The organism is Klebsiella sp. (genome assembly GCF_027492335.1).
GTDB classification, from domain to species: Bacteria; Pseudomonadota; Gammaproteobacteria; order Enterobacterales; family Enterobacteriaceae; genus Klebsiella; species Klebsiella huaxiensis.
The window spans coordinates 139,676-162,370 of the sequence record NZ_JAPUEW010000049.1 but is presented as its reverse complement, the minus strand read 5'-3'; the positions used below and the strand labels follow the sequence as shown (position 1 = coordinate 162,370).

21 protein-coding genes are annotated in these 22,695 nt (G+C 58.1%); 11 read left to right on the top strand and 10 right to left on the bottom strand.

Annotated features, from left to right (window positions below; translation table 11 throughout):
* The 6 genes from QVF11_RS15690 to hycA all read right to left on the bottom strand — a co-directional run.
* Positions 1 to 376: formate hydrogenlyase complex iron-sulfur subunit (locus QVF11_RS15690; protein ID WP_287858137.1), on the bottom strand; the 376-nt coding region annotated here is incomplete at its 3' end.
* A gap of 9 nt (positions 377 to 385) precedes the next feature.
* The gene (gene hycE, locus QVF11_RS15685) at positions 386 to 2,095 is read right to left on the bottom strand and encodes a formate hydrogenlyase subunit HycE (RefSeq protein ID WP_110275774.1); all 1,710 of its coding nucleotides are present in this window, start codon (positions 2,093 to 2,095) and stop codon (positions 386 to 388) included.
* A gap of 17 nt (positions 2,096 to 2,112) precedes the next feature.
* Positions 2,113 to 3,036, bottom strand: a complete 924-nt coding sequence (locus QVF11_RS15680; protein ID WP_112213785.1) for a respiratory chain complex I subunit 1 family protein — start codon at positions 3,034 to 3,036, stop codon at positions 2,113 to 2,115.
* A 2-nt stretch (positions 3,037 to 3,038) separates the two neighbouring features.
* On the bottom strand, positions 3,039 to 4,865 hold the full coding sequence (gene hycC, locus QVF11_RS15675) for a formate hydrogenlyase subunit 3 (protein WP_287858136.1): 1,827 nt from the start codon (positions 4,863 to 4,865) through the stop codon (positions 3,039 to 3,041).
* A complete protein-coding gene (locus tag QVF11_RS15670; protein WP_112213787.1) occupies positions 4,862 to 5,470 on the bottom strand; it encodes a 4Fe-4S dicluster domain-containing protein in 609 nt (202 codons plus the stop codon). Before QVF11_RS15670 ends, hycC begins: the two co-directional genes overlap by 4 nt.
* A gap of 82 nt (positions 5,471 to 5,552) precedes the next feature.
* On the bottom strand, positions 5,553 to 6,002 hold the full coding sequence (hycA, locus tag QVF11_RS15665; RefSeq protein WP_112213788.1) for a formate hydrogenlyase regulator HycA: 450 nt from the start codon (positions 6,000 to 6,002) through the stop codon (positions 5,553 to 5,555).
* Positions 6,003 to 6,210: 208 nt separating this feature from the next.
* Here hycA and hypA point away from each other — a divergent pair, with 208 nt between their 5' ends.
* The 8 genes from hypA to QVF11_RS15625 all read left to right on the top strand — a co-directional run bounded on the left by hypA (position 6,211) and on the right by QVF11_RS15625 (position 13,690).
* Positions 6,211 to 6,561, top strand: coding sequence for a hydrogenase maturation nickel metallochaperone HypA (gene hypA / locus QVF11_RS15660; protein WP_112213789.1), 351 nt, complete (start codon positions 6,211 to 6,213; stop codon positions 6,559 to 6,561).
* Between the two features lie 3 nt (positions 6,562 to 6,564).
* The gene (gene hypB, locus QVF11_RS15655; protein ID WP_287858132.1) at positions 6,565 to 7,437 is read left to right on the top strand and encodes a hydrogenase nickel incorporation protein HypB; all 873 of its coding nucleotides are present in this window, start codon (positions 6,565 to 6,567) and stop codon (positions 7,435 to 7,437) included.
* Complete coding sequence (locus QVF11_RS15650; protein WP_004104861.1) at positions 7,428 to 7,700, top strand: HypC/HybG/HupF family hydrogenase formation chaperone; 273 nt, start codon at positions 7,428 to 7,430, stop codon at positions 7,698 to 7,700. Before hypB ends, QVF11_RS15650 begins: the two co-directional genes overlap by 10 nt.
* Entirely contained in the window at positions 7,701 to 8,822 is a 1,122-nt protein-coding gene (gene hypD / locus QVF11_RS15645) for a hydrogenase formation protein HypD (protein ID WP_287858130.1), read from the top strand.
* Positions 8,819 to 9,829 carry a hydrogenase expression/formation protein HypE gene (gene hypE, locus QVF11_RS15640; protein WP_287858129.1) on the top strand — a complete coding sequence of 337 codons (1,011 nt, stop codon included), beginning with the start codon at positions 8,819 to 8,821 and terminating at the stop codon, positions 9,827 to 9,829. Before hypD ends, hypE begins: the two co-directional genes overlap by 4 nt.
* A 249-nt stretch (positions 9,830 to 10,078) precedes the next feature.
* On the top strand, positions 10,079 to 12,151 hold the full coding sequence (gene flhA / locus QVF11_RS15635; RefSeq protein WP_287858128.1) for a formate hydrogenlyase transcriptional activator FlhA: 2,073 nt from the start codon (positions 10,079 to 10,081) through the stop codon (positions 12,149 to 12,151).
* 38 nt (positions 12,152 to 12,189) lie between these two features.
* Positions 12,190 to 12,618, top strand: coding sequence for a TOBE domain-containing protein (locus QVF11_RS15630; protein ID WP_112213794.1), 429 nt, complete (start codon positions 12,190 to 12,192; stop codon positions 12,616 to 12,618).
* A 115-nt stretch (positions 12,619 to 12,733) separates the two neighbouring features.
* Positions 12,734 to 13,690, top strand: coding sequence for an alpha/beta hydrolase (locus tag QVF11_RS15625; RefSeq protein ID WP_287858127.1), 957 nt, complete (start codon positions 12,734 to 12,736; stop codon positions 13,688 to 13,690).
* Positions 13,691 to 13,846: 156 nt separating this feature from the next.
* Here QVF11_RS15625 and QVF11_RS15620 read toward each other — a convergent pair whose 3' ends face one another.
* From QVF11_RS15620 to QVF11_RS15605, 4 genes are all read right to left on the bottom strand, one after another.
* Entirely contained in the window at positions 13,847 to 15,247 is a 1,401-nt protein-coding gene (locus tag QVF11_RS15620; protein ID WP_287858125.1) for a glycoside hydrolase family 1 protein, read from the bottom strand.
* 54 nt (positions 15,248 to 15,301) lie between these two features.
* Positions 15,302 to 17,494, bottom strand: coding sequence for a CBM35 domain-containing protein (locus QVF11_RS15615; protein ID WP_287858176.1), 2,193 nt, complete (start codon positions 17,492 to 17,494; stop codon positions 15,302 to 15,304).
* Positions 17,495 to 17,509: 15 nt separating this feature from the next.
* Complete coding sequence (locus tag QVF11_RS15610) at positions 17,510 to 18,847, bottom strand: maltoporin (protein ID WP_112213798.1); 1,338 nt, start codon at positions 18,845 to 18,847, stop codon at positions 17,510 to 17,512.
* A gap of 222 nt (positions 18,848 to 19,069) precedes the next feature.
* Positions 19,070 to 20,341 (bottom strand): PTS sugar transporter subunit IIC, encoded by a 1,272-nt coding sequence (locus QVF11_RS15605; protein WP_139539519.1) that lies wholly within the window; start codon positions 20,339 to 20,341, stop codon positions 19,070 to 19,072.
* A 175-nt stretch (positions 20,342 to 20,516) separates the two neighbouring features.
* Here QVF11_RS15605 and QVF11_RS15600 point away from each other — a divergent pair, with 175 nt between their 5' ends.
* Genes QVF11_RS15600 through QVF11_RS15590 form a run of 3 tightly spaced genes read left to right on the top strand, consistent with a single transcriptional unit; the run spans position 20,517 to position 22,501 of the window.
* Positions 20,517 to 20,831: a PTS sugar transporter subunit IIB gene (locus QVF11_RS15600; protein ID WP_110275790.1), complete on the top strand. Its 315-nt coding sequence runs from the start codon at positions 20,517 to 20,519 to the stop codon at positions 20,829 to 20,831.
* Between the two features lie 9 nt (positions 20,832 to 20,840).
* Positions 20,841 to 22,163 carry a PTS sugar transporter subunit IIC gene (locus tag QVF11_RS15595; RefSeq protein WP_287858120.1) on the top strand — a complete coding sequence of 441 codons (1,323 nt, stop codon included), beginning with the start codon at positions 20,841 to 20,843 and terminating at the stop codon, positions 22,161 to 22,163.
* A 23-nt stretch (positions 22,164 to 22,186) separates the two neighbouring features.
* Positions 22,187 to 22,501, top strand: a complete 315-nt coding sequence (locus QVF11_RS15590; protein ID WP_110275792.1) for a PTS lactose/cellobiose transporter subunit IIA — start codon at positions 22,187 to 22,189, stop codon at positions 22,499 to 22,501.
* Positions 22,502 to 22,695: the final 194 nt, after the last annotated feature.

Below are 22,695 nucleotides of genomic sequence, written 5' to 3'. Positions count from 1 at the left end.
CGGCGAACGGGCGTTCGCACACCCGGCAGTGGCAGATGTCGAAACGCGATTGCTGAAGAAAATCCTCTTTCTTCCACACCGCCAGCTCGTACTCCTGAGAGAGCTTAATCGCCGCCGTCGGACAGACTTCTTCGCAGCGCCCGCAAAAGATGCAGCGCCCAAGGTTGAACTGCCACGCCAGCTGGTTGGTGCTAAGATCGGTCTCTACCGTCAAGGCGTTAGATGGGCAGGCGTTAACGCAGGCGGCGCAGCCGATACACTGCTGCGGATTATGCTCCGGTTTGCCGCGGAAATTTTTATCCACCGGCATCGGCTCCAGCGGGTATGAGTGCGTCGCGGTGCCGGTTTTGATGACTTTTTTAATAAAGGTAAACATGGCGATTCCTTATTTCAGCGGCGAGTTCTTACGCTCGATGCTGTAGCGCTCCAGCTCTTTGTACGGCACCACTTTGCTTTTCTTCTTGCGCACATCGACCACGGTCATGCGGTCGGTACAGGAGTAGCAAGGATCGAGGCTGCCGATAATCAGCGGCGCGTCGGACACGGTGTTGCCGCGCAGCATATAGCGCAGGGTCGGCCAGTTGGCGTAGGTTGCCGCCCGGCAGCGCCAGCGGTACAGCTTCTGGTTGTCGCCGGTCATGCTCCAGTGGATATCATCCCCGCGCGGCGCTTCCGAGAAACCCAGCGCGAAGCGGTGCGGAATATAGGTGAAACCTTCTACCGCTAGTGGGCCGCCCGGCAGGTTATCGAGGCCAAAGTCGATCATGTTCAGCGCAGTATAGACTTCGTTGATGCGCACCTTCAGGCGAGAAATCACGTCGCAGCCCTGCTCGCTGTGCACGATCATCGGCAGCAGGCCGTAACCGACAAACGGGTGATCGGCGCGGGTGTCGCGGGCGTGGCCGCTGGCGCGCACCATCGGGCCGACGTTGCTGAAGTCGCGGGCGATCTGCGGGTCGAGACGACCAATGCCCACGGTGCGCTGCTCCATATTCGGCGTGCTGAGCAGCATATCCACCAGCTCCTGCACGTCGCGGCGCATCTGCTGCGCCAGCTGACGGGTCTGGATCATGTCCTCTTTCAGCAGGTCGCGACGGATGCCGCCAATCAGGTTCAGACCGTAAGTTTTACGCGCCCCGGTAAGAATTTCCGCCATCTTCATCGACGTTTCGCGCACGCGGAAGAACTGCATAAACCCGGAGTCGAAGCCGGTGAAGTGGCAGGCCAGGCCGAGGTTGAGCAGGTGCGAGTGCAGACGCTCAACTTCCAGCAGAATGGCGCGGATCATCTGCGCACGTTCCGGCACTACGATGCCCATCGCGTTCTCGACGGAGGTGGTGTAGGCGGTACTGTGGGCAAAGCCGCAGATGCCGCACACGCGATCCGACAGGAAGGTGACTTCGTTGTAGCCCATGCGGGTTTCCGCCAGCTTTTCCATCCCGCGATGGACATAGAACAGGCGATAGTCGGCGTCGATAATATTTTCGCCGTCAACGAACAGGCGGAAGTGGCCCGGTTCATCGGAAGTCACGTGCAGCGGGCCAATCGGCACCACGTTGTTCTTTTTCGTACCCAGTTCATTAATGAATTCATAGGTTTCAGCATCGGTGGTCGGTGCCGGGCGCTGACGGTAATCCATGCTGTCTTTACGCAGTGGATACAGCTCATCCGGCCAATCGTCCGGCAGCACCAGGCGGCGTTCGTCCGGCAGCCCAACCGGCACCAGGCCGTACATATCGCGCACTTCGCGCTCGCCCCAGACCGCCGCAGGCACGCGTGGCGTCACCGACGGATACTCCGGTTTATTGGCATCCACTTCCACGCGCACGGTGATCCAGCACTTCGTCCCCTGCTCCATCGACAGCACGTAGTAGACGGCGTAGTGGCCGTTCAGCTTGCGCTCATCGTTGCCAAACAGCACCGACAGCCAGCCGCCCTGCTTGTAGTAAAGGAACTCGACCACTTCCGGTAGATAGTTGACCTTCACCGTCACCGTAAGCTGGTCTTTGGTCTGCCAGGCTTCATCCAGCACCACGCCCGGAAAAGCCTGATGCAGTGCGGCGAGATAGTGTTGACCGATTTTTTCTTCAGACATGCTCAAACTCTCTTAAATCACGCCACCAGCAAGGAGACGAAGGCTAAAAAGGCTAAACCGAACCCGGTCCAGGTAATGCGCCCGGTGATATCCAGGCGCAGACGCGCCATGCTGTTTTCGAACAGGGCGATAATCAGTACGCCAACCACCAGCTTGACGACGGCAACCACCAACGCCAGCAGCAGACCGCCGACGCTAAAACTGGTCATCTGCCCCCACGGGATAAACACGCCGACAAACATCTGCAACACCACCAGCTGTTTAAGGCTGATGCCCCACTTCAGCACGCCGAAGCCGCTTCCACTGTATTCTGAGAGCGGACCTTCCTGAAGCTCCTGCTCCGCTTCCGCCAGGTCGAACGGCAGCTTGCCCATTTCGATAAAGGTGGCGAAGGCGCAGGCGCACAGCGCCAGAACCAGCGGAATACTGCGCGCGGCAGGCCAGTGATAAATGGTATCGGTGATGCTACTGATATGGGTGGAACCCGCGACCTGCGCCGCGACCCACAGGCCGAGCAAAAGAATCGGCTCCACCAGCACGCCGAGCATCGCTTCGCGGCTGGCCCCGATAGCGGTAAACGGGCTACCGGTATCCAGGCCAGAAATGGCGAAGAAGAAACGGGCGATAGCGAACAGGTAGATCAGGGTAATCAGGTCACCCAACCCCGTCATTGGCGAGTCAACGGTGACCACCGGCAGCGCGGTGGCGATGGTCAGCATCACGCCGACCATCACGTACGGCGTCAGGCGGAACACCCAGCCGGAGGCATCCGGGCCAATACTCTGACGGCCCAGCAGTTTCAGGATATCCCGATACTCCTGCAATACGCCGGGACCGCGGCGGTTATGCAGACGTGCGCGCGCAACGCGGGTGATCCCGGACAACAGCGGCGCGGCGGCAAACAGCACCAGCGCCTGCAACAATGCAATTAATACACTCATTCTCAGGCTCCTCGGGAAACCACAATCACCACCAGCACCGCCAGCTCAACCAGCGCCACGCCGCGAAACAGCGCGGGTGCGGACGCGTTCTGCCAGCCGGGAACCAGGCGTACCGGGTTTAGCCAGTGGCGCAGCTTCAGCATCGGCGCAAAGGCTTCTTTCACCGGCATAGCGAAACCGTGGGCGGTCACCACCATTGATTTTTCATGGTCGTAGCCGCAGACCCAGGCCGCACCGCGAGAGCGCGCAGGCAGGCGGTCGCCTTTGAAGAAGATCATCAGCAGCAGCGGCAGCAGCGGGCAGGCAATCAGCAGAATGGCGATCAGCGGCTGGGACACGACGCTGGAGACTTCCGCCTGAACCGGGAACGCCCCGCTCACCAGCGGCAGCAACCACGGCGCGGCAATCCCGCCAATCACGCAGCAGACCGCAGCCAGCACCACGCTAAAGGTCATCAGCCACGGCGCGCAGGTGGCATTTTCCGCCTCTTTGCTGCGCGGTGCGCCAAGGAAGGTGACGCCGTAGACTTTCGCCATACACATCACCGCCAGCGCGCCGGTAATTGCCAGCCCCACCGCCAGCAGAGGTCCGAGCAGGCGGCCAATAAAGGCATCGCCAGTACTTAGCTTGAAGAAGGATTGATAGATAACCCACTCCCCGGCAAAACCGTTCAGCGGCGGCAGCGCAGCCATCGCCATCAGCCCCACCAGCATAGAGAGCGAAATCAGCGGCATTTTTTTGCCGATCCCACCGAGCTTCTCGATATCACGATGACCGGTGCGGAACCACACCGCCCCCGCGCCGAGAAACAGCGTAGTTTTAAACAAGCTATGGTTGATCAGGTGATACATGCCGCCGATAAATCCCAGTACCATCAGGGTCGGGTTATGGGTAGCGACGCCGGTGACGAACGCCCCGAGGCCGAGCAGGATAATGCCGATGTTTTCCAGGGTGTGGTACGCCAGCAGACGCTGAATATTGTGCTCCATCAGCGCGTACAATCCGCCGATAAACGCGGTGATCATCCCCAGCACCAGCAGCATTACGCCCCACCACAGCGGCGGTACGCTACCGGCCAGCGACACCGTCAGGATGCCGTAGAGACCGACCTTCATTACCACCGTCGAGAACAGCGCGGCAGCCGGAGCGCTCGCGCCCGCGTGAGCCTGCGGTGCCCAGCCGTGCAGCGGGATAACCCCGGCCAGCAGCGCAAAACCCACCAGGCCCGGCAACCACAGCAGCGCGTTTTGTGGCGCAGCCATCGCCAGTTGGGTGATCTGCGCCAGTTCAAGGGTGCCGTAGAACGACCACACCAGCCAGCAGCTCCATGCCATGAGCAGCGTACCGAGTCGCCCCAGCGCAAACCACAGCTTGCCGGACTGCGCGCAGCCGGTAAGAAACGCCGCGCAGAGCGCCATAATCTCCGCCATCACCACCAGCGCGCCGAAGTTCGTCACCACCACCGCGCAGGTCGCAGCGGCCAGCAACAGGTTCACCAGCAGGCCGTTCGCTTTGACCTGCGGATGGCGATGCCAGGAGATATTGAACAGCGAAATCGGCAGCGCCGACAGGCCAATCGCCAGCAGCCACAGCGCGTTGACGCCGCCAACCCGCATGGTCAAATGCAGCATCTGCAACATACCGCCGCTGATGCGCTCCGGCGTCAGCAGAGCCGTTCCACCTGCCAGTACCAGCATGATGCTGGCGATCGCGCCGCCAATCCCGGCAATCGCCCCGCTCAGCGGTTTACGCATGGTGAATAGAAATGCCAGCACCGCGCTGGCGGCGTACCAGACCACTGCCTGATTCACTAATGAAATCACACTCATTTCACGTCCCCTTGTTGCGCCTGGAACAGCGACAGATCGCCGAGGTCGGTATTAAAGGTCAGCTGCCGTTTCCGCTTGCTGGCCAGGGCGATATCGCGGATATCCACCAACAGCAGCGCTTTAGTCGGGCAGGTGCGTACGCACGCCGGGCCCTGCTCATCGAAGTGGCACAGGTCGCATTTGACGGCGATGGCGCGCACGCCGGGTACCCAGTCAAGCAGCGAGCTGACGCGGGCCGGGGCTGGTGGCGCGGCGGGTGCCATTGGCGTGTTGGCGTTAGCCGGAATATCCAGCGGACGGCTGCCGGAAAACTCAATGGCGCCGAACGGGCAGGCAATGCCGCACAGCTTGCAGCTCACGCACAGGCTCTCGTTGAGCTGCACCGCGCCATCGACGCGATTAATGGCGTTTACCGGGCAGACGGCGGCGCAGGGCGCATCTTCACAGTGGTGGCACATCTGCGGCGCAGATTCTTTCTCATTGCGCATTAACCGCAGCCGGGGCATGGATTGCAGGCCCTGCTGGCGGTGAGTCTCAGCGCAGGCGGCTTCGCAGGTACGGCAGCCGATACAGACGGTGGAGTCAGCAATTACAAAACGGTTCACCGGGTCATCCTCAGGTGAAAGTCATTTTTGACGAAAACAGGCGGCGTCGGTGTCAGCTTCGACACTTGTCGACACCTGACGATTAACGGGCCAGCGTCAGGTGGCTTAAATCCACCGGCTGGTCTTGTTCCATAGCCTCATAAAGGCGGTCATAAACGCTGGCGATCGTCGCCAGATAGTGCTCCAGAACCTGCTCGCGGGAGCGGTTGCTGATCCGGCCATCAATGGTGCCGTCTGAGCCCAGCGTAGCCTGCGCAATCAGACGTCTGTCGTCACCGTCTTTGCTTTCTACGTAATATTCGATGGTGTGGCTGTTAAAGCCCTCCGCCAGCGCCACGTAGACCTGAAAATGGCCAAACAGAACGAAGCACAGTTCTTTATCCGGCGCGCAGCTCATGGCGTGATGCAGACGCGCTTTCGACAGGGTTATCCCCTGAACCAGCGAGTTGCAGTAGGTATGCCACTGCTCCTGATGCTGGCGGTGACGATCGGCGATGTAATCCGCCTTTTCACTTAATTCCCAAATAGTCATCCCGGATCCCCCGTTGTATGAGATGCACCGGTAAAGCATTTTTCATGCCAAGATTTAATTAATTGATTTTTAATGAGTTTTATAAATCGATAAAGCGGAAAAGACATGTCGATGACGATGTCTGAAGGGTGTCATCGACATTTTGATGACATTAGCTATGACCTGGCATCGTTATTGCATTAATGGGCCATCGCGATACGGAGGCACCATGCACGAAATCACTCTAAGCCAGCGGGCGCTGGAAATTATCGAACAGCAAGCGCAGCAGGCCGGCGCACGTCGGGTAACCGGCGTGTGGCTGAAGGTCGGGGCTTTCTCCTGCGTGGAAGCCAGCGCGCTGACCTTCTGCTTTGAGCTGGTGTGCCGCGGCACGCTGGCGGAAGGCTGCGAACTGCATATCGCCGAACAACAGGCTGAATGCTGGTGTGAAACCTGTCAACAGTACGTGCATCTCATCTCGCAGCACGTCCGCCGCTGCCCGCAGTGCCAGAACGACCAGCTGCAAATTGTGGCAGATGACGGCTTACAGATTCAGCGAATAGAAGTAGATCAGGAGTAAATTATGTGTACAACCTGCGGCTGCGGCGAAGGCAACCTCTATATAGAAGGCGACGAACATAACCCGCATTCGGCGTTTCGCAGCGCCCCCTTCGCACCTGCCCCGCGCCCGATGATGAACATTACCGGCGTCAAAACCGATAACTTCTCCCCAACCCGTTCGGACGCGGGCGACCTGCACTACGGTCACGGCGAGGCGGGTACTCATGCGCCGGGCCAAAGCCAGCGGCGGATGCTGGAAGTGGAAATCGACGTGCTGGATAAAAACAACCGTCTGGCCGCCCGCAACCGCGCGCGCTTCGCCGCTAAAAACCAACTCGTGCTCAACCTCGTCTCCAGCCCCGGCTCCGGCAAAACCACCCTGTTAACCGAAACCCTGCTGCGGCTGAAAGAGAAAACCGCCTGCGCGGTGATCGAAGGCGATCAGCAGACGGTGAACGATGCCGCGCGCATTCGCGCCACCGGTACCCCGGCGATTCAGGTCAACACCGGCAAGGGTTGCCACCTCGACGCGCAGATGATTGCCGACGCCGCCCCGCGCCTGCCGCTTGCCGACAACGGCATTCTGTTTATTGAAAACGTCGGCAACCTGGTGTGCCCGGCGGGCTTCGACCTCGGCGAGCGCCATAAGGTGGCGGTGCTGTCGGTGACCGAAGGCGAAGATAAACCGCTGAAGTACCCGCATATGTTTGCCGCCGCCAGCCTGATGCTGCTCAACAAGGTCGACCTGCTGCCCTATCTCAACTTTGACGTGGAAAAATGCCTGGCCTGCGCCCGCGAAGTGAACCCAAATATTGAAATCATTCTGCTCTCCGCCACCAGCGGCGAGGGCATGGACCAGTGGCTTAACTGGCTGGAGACGCAGCAATGTGCATAGGCATTCCGGGACAAATCTGCGCCATTGACGGCAATCTGGCGAAGGTCGAAGTGTGCGGCATTCAGCGCGAAGTCGACCTGACTCTGGTGGGCGCGGTTGACGATCGCGGCCAGCCGCGTCTCGGCCAGTGGGTGCTGGTGCACGTCGGCTTCGCCATGAGCGTAATAAACGAGGCCGAAGCCCGCGACACTCTTGAAGCGCTGCAAAATATGTTTGAAGTGGAGCCGGACGTCGGCGCACTGCTGTACGGCGAGGAGCGGTAAATGCGTTTTGTTGATGAATACCGCGCCCCGGAGCAGGTGATGCAGCTGGTGGAACATCTCCAGCAGCGCGCGCGCCTGCTGCCGCATACCGCCGAACGTCCGCTGCGCATAATGGAAGTGTGCGGCGGTCATACCCACGCCATCTTTAAATTTGGCCTCGACCAGTTGCTGCCGGAAAACATCGAGTTTATTCACGGCCCCGGCTGCCCGGTGTGCGTCTTGCCGATGGGGCGTATCGACGCCTGTATCGATATCGCCAGCCGTCCGGGGGTGATTTTCTGTACCTTCGGCGATGCCATGCGCGTGCCGGGAAAAAGCGGTTCGCTGCTGCAGGCAAAATCGCGCGGGGCCGACGTGCGGATTGTCTATTCGCCGATGGATGCCCTGAAGCTGGCGCAGCAGAACCCTGAACGTGAAGTGGTGTTTTTCGGTCTCGGCTTTGAAACCACCATGCCCGCCACCGCCCTGACCTTGCGTCAGGCCCGCGAGCGCGGCGTCGAGAACTTTTACTTTTTCTGCCAGCACATTACCTTGCTGCCGACCCTGCGCAGCCTGCTCGACCAGCCGGATAACGGTATCGACGCTTTTCTCGCCCCCGGCCACGTCAGCATGGTCATCGGTACCGAAGCCTACGGATTTATCGCCAGCGACTATCATCGTCCATTAGTGGTGGCCGGATTCGAACCGCTTGATCTACTGCAAGGCGCGGTGATGCTGGTTGAGCAGACAATAGCGCGGCACAGCGAAGTGGAAAACCAGTACCGCAGGGTGGTGCCTGATGAAGGCAACCCGCTGGCGCAGTCGGCCATCGCCGACGTTTTCTGCCTCAGCGGCGACAGCGAGTGGCGCGGTCTGGGGGTGATTAACGACTCCGGCGTGCATCTGACGCCCGCTTATCAACGCTTTGACGCCGAGGTGCATTTCCGCCCGGCACCGCAGCGCGTTTGCGACGATCCGCACGCCCGCTGCGGCGAGGTGCTGACCGGCCGCTGTAAACCGCACCAGTGCCCGCTGTTCGGCAATACCTGCAACCCGCAAAGCGCATTCGGCGCGCTGATGGTCTCATCGGAAGGCGCTTGCGCCGCCTGGTATCAATATCGCAGTCAGGAATTAGAAGCATGAAAAGCATTCAGTTAGCCCACGGTAGCGGCGGTCAGGCGATGCAGCAGCTGATCGCCTCCCTGTTTATGCAGGCTTTCGCCAATCCCTGGCTGGCGGAGCAGGAGGATCAGGCTCGTCTCGAGCTCGCCGATCTTATGGCCCAGGGCGATCGACTGGCTTTTTCCACCGACAGCTACGTTATCGATCCGCTGTTTTTCCCCGGCGGCAATATTGGCAAGCTGGCGGTCTGCGGCACGGCCAATGATGTGGCGGTGAGCGGCGCGATCCCACGCTACCTCTCCTGCGGGTTTATTCTCGAAGAGGGGCTGGAGATGGCCACTCTCGAAGCCGTGGTGAACGGCATGGCGCAGACCGCGCGGGAAGCCGGTATCGCCATTGTTACCGGCGATACCAAAGTGGTGCCGCGCGGGGCAGCGGATAAGCTATTTATTAATACCGCTGGGATCGGCGTCATCCCCACCGGTATTCGCTGGGGCGCACAGCAGATTAGCGCCGGCGATGTCCTGCTGGTCAGCGGCACGCTTGGCGATCATGGCGCGACGATCCTCAACCTGCGCGAAGAAATGGGGCTGGATGGTGCGCTGTCCAGCGATTGCGCGGTATTGACACCATTAATTCAGCCCCTGCGCGAGCTGCCTGGCGTCAAAGCGCTGCGCGATGCGACCCGCGGCGGCGTTAATGCAGTGGCCCACGAGTTCGCCGCCGCCAGCGGCTACGGGATTGAGCTGCATGAGCAGAAGCTGCCGGTGAACGATACCGTACGCGGCGTGTGCGAGCTGCTGGGGCTGGACGCGCTTAATTTTGCCAATGAAGGTAAGCTGGTGATTGCCGTTGCCCGCGAGGCGGCGGAAAGCGTACTTGCGCATTTACGGTCTCACCCACTAGGACGAGATGCGGCGATAATCGGCGACGTTGTAGAACGCCGGGGAGTGCGATCCATTGGCCTGTACGGCGTGAAGCGCACGCTCGACCTTCCCCACGCCGAGCCGCTGCCGCGCATTTGTTAACGGGGTTCGGGAGAGTTCCCGGAGGCGGCGCGTTGCGCCAGTCCGGGCTACAAAACCGCACCAGTAGCCCGGACAGATGCGCAGCATCGCCTCCGGGGAAAACATCAGAATCTCAACATCATTATCCAGCCCAAACCATCGGGCACCCACGGATGGGTTAACAGCGGCAACAACCGCTTTATTAACATACTATTATTTGTGTCATCACTTTCTTCTGCACTGCTTTGCAGTGCTTTTTGGACTTAAGCAATGTCGTATACACCGATGGGCGATCTTGGGCAGCAAGGTCTGTTTGATATCACCCGTATTTTATTACAGCAGCCGGACCTGGCCGCGCTGAGCGAAACGCTGACCCGCCTGGTACAGCAGTCCGCGCTCGCCGACCGGGCGGCGATTATTCTGTGGCATTCCGGCAACCACCGCGCGGTCCGCCACGCCTGCGACGACGCCGGGCATCCGGTCAGCTACGAAGATGAAACCGTCCTCGCCAACGGCCCGGTTCGACGCCTGCTGTCGCGCCCGGACGCGCTGCATTGTGATAGCACAACCTTTGCCGAAACCTGGCCACAGCTCTCCGTCAGCGGACTCTATCCCGCGTTTGGCTACTACTGCCTGCTACCGCTGGCGGCAGAAGGCCGCATCTTCGGCGGCTGCGAGTTTATTCGTGATGACAACCGTCCGTGGAAGGAAAAAGAGTACCAGCGACTGCATACCTTTACGCAAATTATCGCCGTGGTGACCGAGCAGATCCAGAGCCGGGTCAGCAATAACGTCGATTACGATCTGCTGTGTCACGAGCGCGATAATTTCCGTATTCTGGTCGCCATCACTAACGCTGTACTCTCGCGGCTGGATATTGACGAACTGGTCAGCGAAGTGGCAAAAGAGATCCACCGCTACTTCCGCATTGACGCCATCAGCGTGGTGCTGCGCAGCAACCGCAAAGGCAAGCTCAATATCTACTCCACCCACTATCTCGACGCCAGCCATCCGGTGCACGACCAGAGCGAAGTGGACGAAGCCGGAACCCTGACCGAGCGAGTGTTCAAAAGCAAAGAGATGCTGCTGCTTAACCTGCACGAACACGACTCGCTGGCACCTTACGAAAAAATGCTCTTCGAGATGTGGGATAACAAAATTCAGACCCTGTGCCTGCTGCCGTTGATGTCCGGCAATACCCTGCTTGGCGTGCTGAAGCTGGCGCAGTGCGATGAAAAGGTTTTCACCACCACCAACCTTAAGCTGCTGCGGCAAATCGCCGAGCGCGTGTCGATTGCCGTCGATAACGCCCTCGCATACCGCGAGATCCAGCGTCTGAAGGAGCGTCTGGTCGATGAAAACCTCGCCCTGACCGAACAGCTCAATAACGTTGAAAGCGAGTTTGGTGAAATCATCGGGCGCAGCGAAGCGATGAACAGCGTGCTCAAGCAGGTCGAAATGGTGGCGCACAGCGACAGTACGGTGCTGATCCTCGGCGAAACCGGCACCGGCAAAGAACTGATTGCCCGCGCCATTCATAACCTCAGCGGGCGCAACAGCCGCCGGATGGTCAAAATGAACTGCGCCGCTATGCCCGCCGGGCTGCTGGAAAGCGACCTCTTTGGTCACGAACGCGGTGCCTTCACCGGCGCCAGCGCCCAGCGCATCGGCCGTTTCGAACTGGCGGATAAAAGTTCGCTGTTCCTTGATGAAGTGGGCGACATGCCGGTAGAGCTGCAGCCGAAGCTGCTGCGCGTGTTGCAGGAGCAGGAGTTCGAGCGCCTCGGTAGCAATAAGCTGATTCACACCGACGTGCGCCTGATAGCCGCGACCAACCGCGATCTTAAGCAAATGGTCGCCGATCGCGAATTCCGTAGCGATCTCTACTACCGCCTGAACGTCTTCCCGATCCACCTGCCGCCGCTGCGCGAGCGCCCGGACGATATCCCGCTGCTGGTAAAAGCTTTCACTTTTAAAATCGCCCGTCGTCTGGGACGTAATATTGACAGCATTCCGGCAGAAACCCTGCGCACCCTCAGCCGCATGGAGTGGCCGGGTAACGTGCGCGAACTGGAGAACGTCATTGAGCGTGCGGTGCTGCTGACCCGCGGCAGCGTGCTGCAACTATCACTGCCGGAAATGAGTATCGAGCAGGAACCGCTGGCCGCAGAAGTGCTGCCGGAAGAAGGCGAGGATGAATACCAGCTGATTATCCGGGTACTGAAAGAGAGCAATGGCGTGGTCGCCGGGCCGAAAGGCGCGGCCCAGCGCCTGGGGTTAAAGCGCACAACATTGCTTTCAAGAATGAAACGGCTGGGCATCAACAAAGACGATCTGCTATAACCATTGGAGTCATTAATAACACATTGAATGGAGGCATTATGGCGGTATCAGCACGTAACCAACTCACCGGCACGGTCAGCGCAGTCGCAACCGGCGCGGTCAACGATGAAATCGAACTGACGTTAGCGGGCGGCGCAAAGCTGGTGGCAATCGTTACCCACAGCAGTAAGGAAGCGCTGGGTCTGGCGACCGGTAAAGAAGCCATTGCGCTGATTAAAGCGCCGTGGGTCACGCTGGCGACGGAAGATTGCGGTCTGAAGTTCTCCGCCCGCAACCAGTTTGCCGGTAGCGTGACCCGAGTAACTGAAGGCGCGGTTAACGCCACCGTGCATATTCAGGCCGACGCGGGCTTTGAAATCATTGCTGTCGTCACCAATGAAAGCCAGGAAGAGATGAAGCTGGCACAGGGCAGCCGCGTGATTGCGCTCGTTAAGGCTTCCGCCATTCTTATCGCCACCCGCGCTTAAGTCACATCCAAAATGCTGTTTCATTTCGATTTAAATGAAACAGCGTTCTGTGAGACAACTCGCGTTACCCGCCGCTAATCAATGATAAATAAGCTTTTTCCTCATGGAGATGCTTATGACGCGTTTACCTCTGGCGGCGACTATCACTCTGCTTTTATCTTCTCCGGTCGCCTTCGCGGCCCTGCCCACCTTTTCAGTCTGGCCCGGCGGTGAAGCTCCCGGGGCGAAAAATAGCCCGGCAAGCGAGTCACTTGTGGAGCGTAGCAAAGACCCCACTTTGCCCGACCGTGCGGTAACCGGTATTCGCGCCCCGCAAATCACCGTTTATACGCCGGAGAAACCCAACGGTATCGCGCTGCTGGTGACGCCAGGCGGTTCTTATCAACGGGTGGTGCTGGATAAAGAGGGCAGCGATCTCGCCCCGGTGTTTAACGCGCAGGGCTATACCTTGTTTGTTATGACCTACCGGATGCCGGGGGATGGTCATGCGGAAGGCAGCGATGCGCCGCTGGCCGATGCGCAGCGTGCGCTGCGTAGCCTGCGGGCGCATGCCGCTGAGTGGCATATTGACCCGCAGAAAATCGGCATCATGGGTTTTTCTGCCGGGGGGCATGTGGCCGCCAGTCTGGAGACCCGCTACGATGAGCAGGTCTACAGCGCTGTGGATACTATCGACCAGCAGAGCGCGCGACCGGACTTTGTGGTACTCGGCTATCCGGTGATTTCTATGGTTCCGGCAATCGCCCACCCCGGTTCGCGTAAAGCGCTGATTGGTGATGCGCCAACGGCGGAGCAGCAGCGTCGTTATTCACCGGAGCAAAACGTGGCTTCCGTGACGCCACCAACCTTTATTCTGCACGCGGTAGACGATCCTTCGGTACCGGTGGATAACTCGCTGGTGATGTTCAACGCTCTGCGCGCTCATAACGTGCCGACGGAGCTGCATCTGTTCGCCGTGGGCAAGCACGGGTTTGGGATTCGTGGAGCTAAAGGCCTGCCCGCCGCAGAATGGCCGCAGCTGGCAATGAACTGGATTGCCTCGCTGCCGGAGATGAAAAAGTCGCGTGATTAATCCCCGGCTACCTGTCCGCAGACGGTGGTGAACCCGTAGCCCTGGTGGGTACGACTTCCCGGAGGCGATGCTGCGCATCTGTCCGGGCTACGGGGGTGCACCATCAGGTAGCCCGGACAGGCGCGTCAAGCGTCGCCTCCGGGGGATTTTGCGGTGCTATTTATCGCAGCTAAAGCCGTTGCTGGTCGCCAGTTCGGCAAACCACAGCGCGTTGCGTTTTATCTGCCGCTCTCCGGTTTGCAGGTTGAGCCGCCAGAAACCGTAGCGCCGCTTGAACGAGTTAATCCACGACCAGTTATCGATGAAGGTCCATTGATGCACGCCAAAGCAGTTGGCACCGTCAGCAATGGCGCGATGCAGCTGCACTAAATGCTCTTCCATCAGGCTGATACGGAACGAATCATCAATCACTCCGTCTTCACCCGGTTCGCCTTCCGACTCAATATCCATCGCGATACCAATTTCGGCGAGGAACCACTTTATATTGCTGTAGTTATCGCGAATATTCGCGGCAATGTCGTAAATCGCCTGCGGCAGAATTTCATTGTTATCACGATACGGGTTAAAGCGCCCTTCTGGATTCACGTAGTTTTCGAAGTAAAACTCCGGCGTGAAATAGTCCAGCGCATAGTCGCTTTCACGCACCTTCACCCGCCGCGGCACGTAGTAGTTGACGCCAAGAAAATCGACGTGCGAGCCGGTTATCAGCTCAACGTCGGCTTTTGTTACCTCCGGCAGGCAATCGTGAGCGGCCAGAATTTCGCACAACTCTTTCGGGAACTGATGCTTCACCAGTGGGTCGAGGAAGCTGCGGTTAAAAAACAGATCCGCATACCACGCCGCCTTTTTGTCCTCCGCGCTGTCGTTGCGGGTATAGGACGGCGTCAGGTTCAGCACCACGCCAATCTCGCTCTCCAGCGCCAACGCGCGAAACTCGCGGACGGCTTTGGCGTGGGCCAGCATAATGTTGAACGCCACCTGCGCCGCCAGCTTGCCGTCTTTTTTACACGGGTAGTGGAAATCATACAGATAGCCGCCCTCAACCGGCACAATCGGCTCGTTGAAGGTAATCCAGTATTTCACCTTGTGGCCAAACAGCGCGAAGGCGGTGCGGGCAAAACGGGCGAAAAGGTCCGTCACATGCGCCGACTCAAACCCACCGTACTGCTTTTGCAGGGCTTCAGGCATGTCAAAGTGATAGAGGTTGATCATCGGCTCAATGCCGTTTTCAATCATTTCATCCAGGTAATCGTTATAGAAACGCACCGCGTCCGCATTGGGCGCGCCGGTTTCGAAATCATCAATGAGCCGCGACCATTGAATCGATGTCCGAAAGGAGTTGAAGCCGGTCTGCTTCATCAACGCCACGTCCTGCGGATATTGATGATAAGTGTCGCAGACGGTTTGCGGCCCAATCTGCTGATAAAAACGCTCCGGCTGCTCGGCAAACCAGCTATCCCAAATCGAACGGTGCGGCTTGTTGCTTATGCCCTCCGTTTGCGGGCCTGATGCCGCCGCGCCCCAAAAAAAGCCTTCCGGAAACTGATACCGGGTCATAACGCCTCCTGTAAGTTAAAAAAGGCTGCACCCAACGAGCGCAGCCAATAAGCACTACTCTGCAACCACTTCAATTGACTTGATAAACATATAGCCCCAGTCACCGGCGAATTTACCGAAGTCGACGCGGTTATCACCGGCCTTCAGCTCAACGGGCACCAGCAGCTGCTGGCCCTGCTCATCGGTCTGCGGGAATTCCACCGCGATTGGCGCGCCGCCGTTAACGATAAACGAGTTTTTCTTACCGCCCCATTTGCCGTTGAACGTCACCCGCAGCTGATACTTTCCAGCCCACGGCGCGGCAACCTGCCAGCTCACCTTATCGCCATCGTTGGCAAACGGCCCGAGGAAACCGTCATCGCCCATCGTCAGCGCGTCTTTCTCGCTTTTAGCCGCCTCAATCTTGCCCAGGCTAACGTTAAACACCCCGCCGCCAAAGCGGCAGTAATCGGCAGGCGCTTTACCAACGGCTTGCGTCACCGTCACCTTGACGGTTTTGCTGCTTTTGAGCAGGCCGTCATCGGCTGTAAAGGTCAGGTCATATTCACCGGGCGCGCTAAACCAGGCGCGGGTTTCGGCTTTATCCGTGGCACAAAAATGGGCCTGCGCGTTGCCGCCGTTGTTCCAGCCCACCTTCACGTTACGGTCCGGTAGCGCGTCATCGCGCCAGCTCGCGGTTAATTGCACGCCCTGATCCTGAGTCGTGGTGAGCTTATCGACCAGCGTTACCACCGGAGCCTGATTCTGCTGGGTGTGCTTGACGCTAATCACGTTCGAAGGCACCGAACTACCGCTCTCGTTTTTGGCAATGACGCGGTAATAGTACGTATTCCCCAGCCGCAGGCTGCGATAGTCATCGCGGAACAGATCCATCGTTTGCGGGTTCCACTCGTTAACGCCGTCTGAAATATCGCGCCCCACCACTTTCCACGGCCCTTTTGCCGAATCAGCGCGCTCCACGTCATAGGCGCGTCCTACCGCCGCCCCCAGCCAGTTGATGGCAAACGGTGAATCCGTCGCCCGCAGCTTCGGCGCGTCCGGCTTCGGCAGCGGCGGCGCTTTCTCCTGCCCGCTCATCTGCGCCGCTGCGGTCCGCACCAGGTCAACCACGTCTATTTCCTGGTTGGCTTTACCCTCTACCGGAAAGCCCGGCAAGTGGTAGCTGTAGTGACCCGTGGACTCTTTATGCCAGTAGAAGCCGCCGTCGTGACGATGGCCACGGAAGCCCCAAATCAGCCCGCCCGCCGCCTGCGCGCCGTTGACTTCGCTATGCACGATCGACTGCATAATGGCGTTGAGCTGCTTCGCGTCCAGCAGACCAAATTCGCCCACCATGTACACTTTCTTACCCGCAGCCGCCGTCAGATCTTTTTTTACCTGATCGGGATGGTTGTTATCGGCATTGGTGTAGTAGTGGTTGCTGACGATATCGACATTCGGATCGTTGAGCGCAAACGCATTGATTTTCTTATAGGTGCCATCAATCACCAGCTGATGCGGCGCCCACTTTTTGATCCACGCGGCGGTCTGCTGAAGGAACGCGGCATTGGTGTCCTCCAGCTCGTTGCCGGTCTCCCAGGCCATGATCGCTTTTTCGTCATAATACGGACGACCGGTCACGCTGTTGGTGCGGGTGATAACCTGGCGAATCACGTCGAGATAGGCCTTGAAGGTTTTGCTGTCGGTCCGATAAAAATCCTCTGGCTTCTCATGATAGAACGCCGCCAGCTGCTCGCGGCCGCCCCACCACCACCAGTGATCGATAAACGGCAGGATCAGGCGCAGTCCCTGTTTGTCCGCCTCGGCGATCATATTGTCGTAAACCCGCATCGCCTTTTCGTTGAGGCGTGGCATACCGTCGGCGCTTTCCGGAGCCAGGATATGGGTTTCGCGAGCGCAGGCCTGGTCAAACTCCTGCTGCACCGAGAGCACATACACCCGCTGCGCTTTGGCTCCGGTTTGCACCTGCGCCTTAATCCAGTTTTCCTGTTCGTCCGCCGTCGGCCAGCGAAAGTATTGCCCCCAGCCGCGCGAATCGGCTTTGCAGGTGCCGCGCGCATCGTCTTCAATACGGTGCAGCTCCGGCGCGTGGATGCCCGCAAAGCGGAAGACCTTGTCGCCATCTTTTAGCGTTGCGCCGTCGCGGGTAATAAAGTGTTCAAAGTGCGACTGCTCTGCGCCCATCGCCCCTGCGCTTCCCAGCGCCGAAAGCAGCGCCACGAGCATCAGTTTTTTTACCAGCTTGATCATCGTTATCTCTCCTTAGAACCAGACTTCGGCCTGCACGCCAAAGTTCAGCGTGTCGGTGTCGCCGCTGCGCGAGTAGCCGCCTGCGGAAATGGTGTTGGTGCTCCAGTCGTAGTTGCCGTCCAGAGCATCGGAGACACCTTTGTCCCACTTGGCGTAGGTAACGAAGAAGCGCAGTTGTGGGCGAGTCCAGAAGCCGGAGTCAAAGGTCAGGGTCGGCGCAACGGTGATTTTAGTCAGGCCGCCTTTGCCTTTGCCGTCCACGCCTTTGTAGTTTTTATCGTCGAGATATTCGTAGCCCAGCTCATACTGCATGGCGAAGTTTTTAGTGATCTGCTGGTACGGGCGGATCCCGGCAACCCAGCTGGTGCGTCCCCAGCCGTCGGCATCTTCCGTCCACCAGCGATAGTTTTTATCTTTCTGATAGTAGGCAAAAGTCGAGATTTCCCAGTCGCCCAGAGAGGCCATATTATCCAGTACCACGCGCCAGGACTGGGTGTCTTCGAGGTTAGCCCATCCCCAGCCGTTTTTACCCAGCGAGTCCCCTGCCGCCAGGCCGCGCCCGTACTGGAAGACCACGCGAGAGTAGCCGCCGGTCAGGCCGTAAAAACCGTCAAAGTTGTAGACCCCGGTCACGCCGTAGCCCTTTTCCGCCGAGGTCGGGTGATTCTCGTTGCGGTTCATGTGGTGACCAATCAGCTCCAGATCGAAGCCGGTGCCGCCGATCTTTTTCAGCCACAGGTTGAGCGAGTAGTCATCCGGGTAGCCCTGATCGCCTTTATCAACCGGGTAGGCTTTGGTTTCGTCGGTCGGTGAGAAAGCGTAAACCCCGGCGTCAAAGCGGGCGAAGCCGAGATCCATATTGTCGAAGCCGCCGCCGGTACCGTTGTACTGAATGTACTCCCAGTCGAACTGATGGCTGGAGGTGTTGGAGCTGCTGTAGCGCTTACCGGCCCAGAAGGTCATTTCCGGGGCGAAGTCGAGGTTCGACAGCTCGGCAAAGCCTTCGCGGAACTGAACATCATGCCCATCATCATCCTGACAGTTCCAGTCGGAGGTACATTTTGACTGGTGGGTAATGTTGGCCTGGACTTTCGCCACCACGCCGCTGTCCGACGTTAACGTCACCGTCGGGATCAGTTCGATCTTGGTATCTTCTTCGTTGCCCAGACGCCATTTGCCGTCCGGCATCAGGCCAACGGAGTCGGCGCGGTTGCCATCAGAGTTAGCGAGGATCCCCGAACGGATATAGCCATGGAGCATAAAATCGTATTTCTGCTCGGCGCTGGCGCAGTCGCTCATCACCATGAGGGCGAGTAAAGACAGAGGTATTGAATGATTTAGCCTGATCATTTTTTTTCCTTGGTTATTTTTTATTAACACTGCCTGAGAACGGAAGGAAATTTACGGATCAAAAACGGAAATGTACATCCGCTAACGGAAAGCGCTTTCCGTAATTGCCGGATGAGTTCACAAATTTGACGATAGATAGCAAATATTCGTGATGAAGTTCACATAACCAGGTGGAAATAAAAAAGCCCGCACGCGGCGGGCCGATTCAGGCAGGGGAAAAGCTTAGCGTTCGGCGTCGGCAAGCTGGCGTTCGTAGACTTTGAAGAACGGGCGATAGAGCATCCATGCGTTAAAAATAGCGAACAGGCACATACATAAATTTTTCCAGCTACCGTTGGCTGACCAGGCCGCACCGAGCGGCGACGGCATCGACCACGGCAGCATCGCCACCGCCCGGTCGAGAATCCCAAGCTGAGTTAAATACCAGGCGATACAGGCATTTATCAGCGGCACAAAGATAAACGGCAGCAGGAAAACCGGGTTCATGATGATGGGGAAACCAAATAAAATCGGCTCGTTGATATTAAAAAGAGAAGGCAGCAGGCCAATTTTTCCCACGCTTTTTAGCTGCCGCGAACGGCTGCGCATCGCCATAAAGACCAGCGGCAGGGTGGAACCGATACCGCCAATCAGCAAGTAAAAATCCCAGAATCCCTGGAGGTAGATATGCGGTAGCGTGGCGGAACCGGCGGCCAGCGCTTGCTGGTTTTCAAACAGATAGGTCATCCAGAACGGGTTCATAATCCCGGTGATAATCAGCGCGCCGTGAATCCCGACAAACCATAGTAAGTTACAGATAAATAATGAAATCAGCACTGCCGTTAAGGTATCTGAGGCCACCACCAACGGGCGTACCGCTTCGCTAATCAGCTCCGGCAAAATGCGCCCGGTGCTCTGTAGCAGCAACGCATTGATAACGCTGATAGATAACATCACCACCAGCAGCGGGATCAGCAGTTGGAAACCATTGCGGGTCATCACCGGCACCTCTTCCGGCAGGCGGATACACCAACCCTTCTTGTAGAAAAAACGGATAATTTCAATCGAGTAGGTGCTTGAAATCAGCGCGGTAAAAATCCCCATCCCACCGAGAAAAATATTGGTCGCCCCGTTATCGCGAAAGCCGATAAACAGCAAAAACGCCAGACAGCCAGTTAACCCGCAGAGCCGCTCCGGCAGTCGGTACTGCTTGGCGAGGCTGGCGCTGGCGCCAAAGGCCACAATCAGCGCCACCAGCCCGATGGTGAGTTCAAAGGTCGGCAGCAGAATGGGCCGCAGCTGGAGATAGAACTGGCCGAAAGCCGATGCGCCATCAATGGAAACGGGCGGAAACAAAATCGGCACCAGCAAACTTCCGACAATCACAAACGGCATCGCCAGCGCAAAGCTGTCGCGCATCGCCGTAATGTGGTTATTGCGCGTCAGAACGTTGGCCAGCGGCGCCAGCCGCTGTTCGATGATATCGACGACAACATTCATCAACTGAATGTTCATAGTCCTGCCTTATAGGAATAGTTTTATCGCCGGGATGATCGCGCACTCCTGAGTAAAGTAAAAGCCCGCCATAGGTGATCGTGGTCACAATAAATAAATCCACGAACGGAAAGCGCTTTCCGTTTTATATCCATTATGACTATAGTCGGCACATCCAACTCATCAGGAGCGGTTTATGAAAAAGATAATGTTGTGTTGTTCTGCGGGCATGTCCACCAGCCTGCTGGTGAAAAAAATGGTCGCCGAAGCCGAGCAGCGCGGGCTGCCGGTAGAGATCAACGCCTTTGGCGTCGCGGAATTCGATCAGCAGGTGGGAAATTACCAGGTGGTGCTGCTGGGACCGCAGGTGAAATACATGCAGAAAGATCTGCAAAAACAAGCTGATAAATACGGGATCCGCGTGGAACCCATCAACATGATGGATTACGGCATGCAAAAAGGCGGTGCCGTACTGGATTTCGCGCTTTCCCTTATCGATAACAAAAACTAAGGAAAGATCATGAGCTCTCTGTACGCTAAGTTGATCACCGTGATTGAACAGAAGATCACGCCCATGGCGGGTGCGATCGGCCAGCAAAAATATGTCACTTCGATCCGCGACGGCTTCATTACCGCCCTGCCCTTTATGATCGTCGGCTCGTTTTTGCTGGTGTTTATCTTCCCGCCGTTTTCCCCGGATACCAGCTGGGGCTTTGCCCGCGCCTGGCTGCAATTTTCTCTCGATCATCGCGACGCGCTGATGCTGCCGTTTAACTTCAGCATGGGGGTGATGACGCTGTTTATCGCCGTCGGGATCGCCGCGAGCCTGGCGAAGCACCACAATCTGGACTCGCTAACCGCCGGAATGCTGTCGCTGATGTCGTTTCTGCTGGTGGCCGCGCCGCTGAAGGATGGTCAGATCTCCACCGCCTATTTCTCCGGTCAGGGGATCTTCACCGCCATTCTGGTGGCGATTTACTCCACCGAGCTGTACGCCTTTCTCAAGCGTCACAACATTACCATTCGTCTGCCGCCAGAAGTGCCGGCTGGCGTGGCGCGCTCGTTCGAAATTCTGATCCCGGTGTTGGCGATCGTACTGACGCTGCACCCGCTGAACCTGTTTATCGAAGCCCAACTGGGCATGATCATCCCGGAAGCGATCATGTCGCTGGTGAAACCGCTGGTGGCGGCCTCCGATACCTTACCAGCGATCCTGCTGTCGGTGCTGGTGTGCCAGGTATTGTGGTTTGCCGGGATCCACGGAGCGCTGATCGTGACCGGGATTATGAACCCGTTCTGGATGGCCAACCTGTCGATCAACCAGGCGGCGATGGCCGCAGGGACCGCGATCCCGCATATCTATGTGCAGGGTTTTTGGGATCACTATCTGCTGATTGGCGGCGTTGGCTCCACGCTGCCGCTGGCGCTAATGCTGATGCGCAGCAAGGCCATTCACCTGCGTACTATTGGCCGTATGGGCGTGGTACCGGGCGTATTTAACATCAACGAACCGATTCTGTTCGGCGCGCCAATCATTATGAATCCGCTGTTCTTCCTGCCTTTTGTGCTGGTACCGATGATCAACGCAACGCTGGCGTACTTCGCGCTGAAGCTGGACCTGGTGAGCCGCGTGGTGTCGATGACGCCGTGGACGACTCCGGCCCCGATCGGTGCCTCCTGGGCAGCGAACTGGAGCTTTAGCCCGGTGATCATGTGCCTGATTTGTATGGCGACAGCGATGGTGATGTATCTGCCATTCCTCAAGGCCTACGAAAAACAGCTACTGGAGCAGGAGCACGCTAACGCCGTTGCGCAGGCCGAAGGCGCGCCGCAATCCGCATAATTCATACTATTCAGAGGTTTGTCATGGAATTAGAAGAACAAGTGATGGGTATCATCATCAACGCCGGGCAGTCACGTAGCCTGTGCTACGAAGCGCTGAGCTGCGCTAAAGAGGGCGATTTCGCCGCCGCCGACGAGAAGATGAAAGAAGCGGCGCATTTTGCCCGCGAGGCGCATCTGGTGCAGACGCAGCTGATTGAAGCCGACGAAGGCGAGGGAAAGACCAAAATGACGCTGGTGATGGTTCACGCCCAGGATCATTTGATGACTTCAATTCTGGCGAAAGAGCTGATCGGCGAGCTGATTGCGATTTACCGCTCGCGACCGCTGCACGCGTAGGGACAGGCAGCCCCTCTCCCCAAAAGGGGGAGGGGAAAAGCAGTCGGCGGTTGCATGTGAAAGGTTGCTCTCTTACCCTGGCCCTCTCACGAGAGAAAGGGAAAACCGGGCGGTGGCGCGGGCTGATTGCCAGTTCTGGCAAGCACTGAAGGCCGCCGGCGATAGACACTTTTTTCAGCAGGTATGCTAAGCTA